General features: G+C 67.3%; 4 protein-coding genes. All 4 read left to right on the top strand.

The features are described 5' to 3' along the window. Positions 1-958: ethanolamine ammonia-lyase subunit EutB (locus IT540_RS15380; RefSeq protein WP_291179778.1), on the top strand; the 958-nt coding region annotated here is incomplete at its 5' end. Continuing rightward, a complete protein-coding gene (eutC, locus tag IT540_RS15375) occupies positions 958-1,734 on the top strand; it encodes an ethanolamine ammonia-lyase subunit EutC (protein ID WP_291179781.1) in 777 nt (258 codons plus the stop codon). The genes IT540_RS15380 and eutC, both read left to right, overlap by 1 nt. 104 nt (positions 1,735-1,838) lie before the next feature. Then, the gene (locus tag IT540_RS15370) at positions 1,839-2,729 is read left to right on the top strand and encodes a diguanylate cyclase (protein ID WP_291179775.1); all 891 of its coding nucleotides are present in this window, start codon (positions 1,839-1,841) and stop codon (positions 2,727-2,729) included. Positions 2,730-2,889: 160 nt separating this feature from the next. Then, the coding region (gene modA, locus IT540_RS15365) for a molybdate ABC transporter substrate-binding protein (protein WP_291179773.1) at positions 2,890-3,536 on the top strand (647 nt) is incomplete at its 3' end.

Raw genomic sequence — 3,536 nt, 5'->3', positions numbered from 1 at the left:
CACGCGCTTCCGCGACACCATCGGCCTCAAGGGCCGCCTCTCGGTCCGCATCCAGCCGAACCATCCGACCGATGATCCCAAGGGCATCGCCGCCTCCGTCATCGACGGCCTCATGTACGGCTGCGGCGACGCTGTCATCGGCATCAACCCCGCGACCGACAACGTCGGCGCCATCATCGACATGCTGTCCATGCTCGACCGCATGATCGATCGCCTGGAGATTCCGACGCAGAGCTGCGTCCTCACCCACGTCACCACCTCGATCGAGGCCATCTCGCGCGGCGCGCCCGTCGACCTCGTCTTCCAGTCCATCGGCGGCACCGAGGCGCTCAATTCCTCCTTCGGCGTGACCCTTGCCATCCTGAAGGAGGGCCGCGAGGCGGCGCTCTCGCTCAAGCGCGGCACGGTGGGCGACAACGTCATGTACTTCGAGACCGGGCAGGGCGCGGCCCTCTCCGCGGATGCCCACCATGGCGTCGACCAGCAGACGCTCGAGGTGCGTGCTTACGCCGTGGCGCGCGAGTTCGAACCCTTGCTCGTCAACACGGTGGTCGGCTTCATCGGCCCCGAATACCTCTACAGCGGCAAGGAGATCATCCGCGCCGGCCTCGAGGACCACTTCTGCGGCAAGCTCCTGGGCGTGCCGATGGGTTGCGACGTCTGCTACACGAACCATGCCGAGGCCGACCAGGATGACATGGACACGCTGCTGACGCTGCTCGGCGCGGCGGGCGTCACCTTTGTGATGGGCATCCCCGGCGCCGACGATATCATGCTGAACTACCAGTCGACCTCGTTCCACGACTCCCTCTACGTGCGCGAGGCGCTCGGGCTGAGGCGCGCGCCGGAGTTCGAGGCTTGGCTCGAGCGTATGGGCCTCATGGACTCGAGCGGCAACCTCATCACAGAGAAGCCGACCAAGGCGCTGCTCGAATACGCGGCGGAAGGCGTGGCATGATGAGCGCCGACGATCCCTGGCTGCTGCTGAAGCGCTTCACCGATGCCCGCATCGGGCTCGGGCGGGCCGGTTCCGGCATGCCCACGCGGGAGGTGCTGAGCTTCTCCATGGCACACGCGCAGGCGCGCGATGCCGTCAAGACGCCGATCGACTGGACCACGATCGAGGAGGAACTCGCGGCCCTCGGGCTCGAAACGCTGCGCATCGCCAGCGCCGCACCCGATCGCGACACCTATCTGAGGCGGCCGGACCTCGGGCGCCGCCTGAGCGCCGAGTCGCGCCAGGCGCTGGCCGCACTCCCGCCCGCCGAGGCCGATCTCCTGATCATCATCGGCGACGGCCTTTCCTCGACAGCCGTAACCGCCAATGCGGTGCCGGCCATCGCCGCCCTGCTCCCGCACGTCCGCAAGAACGAATGGCGCCTAGGTCCGGTGCTCCTTGCCACACAGGCGCGCGTGGCGCTGTGCGACGACGCGGGCGAGTTCGTGAAGGCACGGGCCGCGGTGATGCTGATCGGCGAGCGTCCGGGCCTCTCCTCACCCGACAGCCTCGGGGCCTATCTCACCTGGGAGCCCCGCGTCGGCCGCAAGGACGGCGAGCGAAACTGCATCTCGAACATCCGCGTGGGCGGGCTGTCGGCGGACGAAGCAGCCTTCAAGATCGCCTGGCTTCTGCGCGAGGCCTTCCGGCGGCGCCTGACCGGCGTCAACCTCAAGGACGAGAGCAACTACCAGCTCGAGGCGTCGAAACCGCCCCGATCGCTCGCCTCGCCCTGACGCTCCTCCGCGGCTGCCTGCCTGCCGCCGTCCCCGGTAATTCCCTGTTCACCTCCGGCGCGTACAACGTTGTCAGGGGTCGGACTAGAAGAACAGCAGCCAGCATGCACATCGCCATCGTCGATCCGAGCCGGGTCGTGCAACAGAAGCTCGCCGCCGAGCTCGAAGCGGCCGGCTGCTATGTCGATTGCTTCTCGGCCTCTGATCTCGTCCTTCAGTACGTCGAGGCAACGCGCACCGTTGACGTGATCCTGACCAGCCTCGAGCTCGAGCCCATCCCTGGACTTGAGCTGTGCTGGAAGCTGCGCACCCTGGCCGGCGAGACGCGGCCGCTGCACATCATCGTCATGTCGTCCAACACCAGCGAGCGCGCGCTGGCCGAAGCACTCGACTGCGGCGCCGACGACTTCGTGGTGAAGCCGGTGCGGCGCGAGGAGCTGATGGCGCGCCTCCGCGCAGCGAACCGGATGATCACGCTTCAGCGCCAGCTCGTCGAACAGGCCGAGACGGACTACCTGACCGGCGTCCTCAACCGGCGGGCATTCCTCTCCACCATGGAGGCGAAGCGCCGCGAGCTTGACGCATCCGAGAGCCTTTCCGTCTGCCTCATGGACATCGACCGCTTCAAGAGCGTGAACGACACCTACGGACACGACGTGGGAGACGTGGTCATCACGGCCGTCGCCCGCATCGCTGGCGAGGAGGCACCCATCGTAGCGCGTCTCGGCGGCGAGGAGTTTGCGCTCGCCTTCCCGGTGCTCGCTCCCGAGGAGGCCGCGCACTGGTGCGAGGTGATCCGCGCTGCCATCGCCACGCACGTCTTCCAGAGCGGCACCGACACGTTCGGCATCACCTGCAGCTTCGGCGTGGCGGACTGGACGCTCGGCGAGCCGCTGGGGACGGCGCTCAAACGCGCGGATCGCGCGTTGATGGTGGCCAAGACCAACGGCCGCAACCGAGTTGAGGTCACGCCGTCGACCGTCCTGGCGGCATAGCACCGCCCACCCGCTCTCCGAGATAGCGGATCAACGGGCCAACTTAGCGGCCGCCAATGACCAACGGATAACAACGCGACAGGCACGCGTGCTTGACAGGGCCAGCCTGCGTATGGTCGCTGTATTTCACGGAATACAGCTCCATTCAGGATCCCGTCCCATGACAAAACTCAATCGCCTGCTGGTGTGCACACTCGCCCTCGCGCTCGCCGGGCTTCCGGCAGCCCGTGCCCAGGACGCTAGGCCCGCCGGGGACAGCGCCGTCGCGACCAAGCCGGTGGTCGTGTTCGCCGCCGCGAGCCTCAAGAACGCGCTCGACCGCATCGCCAAGGACTGGGAGAGCAAGACCGGCAAGACGGCGACCCTGTCGTTCGCTGCCTCCTCGGCCATCGCCAAGCAGATCGAATCCGGCGCGCCCGCCGATCTCTTCATCTCCGCGGACCTCAAGTGGATGGACTGGGTGGCTGAGCGCAATCTGATCGACCCCGCTTCACGCAAGACGCTGCTCGGCAACGCGCTGGTCCTCATTGCTCCCGCGGACAGCACGACGACTCTCAAGATCGAGAAGGGCTTCGCGCTCGCCGAAGCGCTCGGCGATGGACGTCTCGCCATGGGCGAGCCAGGCTCCGTACCCGCCGGCATCTACGGCAAGGCGGCACTGACCAGTCTCGGCGTCTGGGATCAGGTCTCCTCCAAGGTCGCCGGCGCCGAGAACGTGCGCGTCGCCCTCGCCTATGTCTCGCGCGGAGAGACGCCGCTCGGCATCGTCTACTCCACCGACGCCAAGAGCGACCCGAAGGTTAAGGT

This window comes from Hyphomicrobium sp. (genome assembly GCF_020852195.1).
In the GTDB taxonomy this organism is placed as follows: Bacteria; Pseudomonadota; Alphaproteobacteria; order Rhizobiales; family Hyphomicrobiaceae; genus Hyphomicrobium_C.
The sequence above is the reverse complement of the archived record's forward strand: the minus strand, read 5'-3'. Positions and strand labels throughout refer to the sequence as shown.

Coding starts and splice junctions, on each gene's coding strand:
- eutC (WP_291179781.1), top strand. CDS start 958: ATGAGCGCCGACGATCCCTGGCTGCTGCTGAAGCGCTTCACCGATGCC.
- IT540_RS15370 (WP_291179775.1), top strand. CDS start 1,839: ATGCACATCGCCATCGTCGATCCGAGCCGGGTCGTGCAACAGAAGCTC.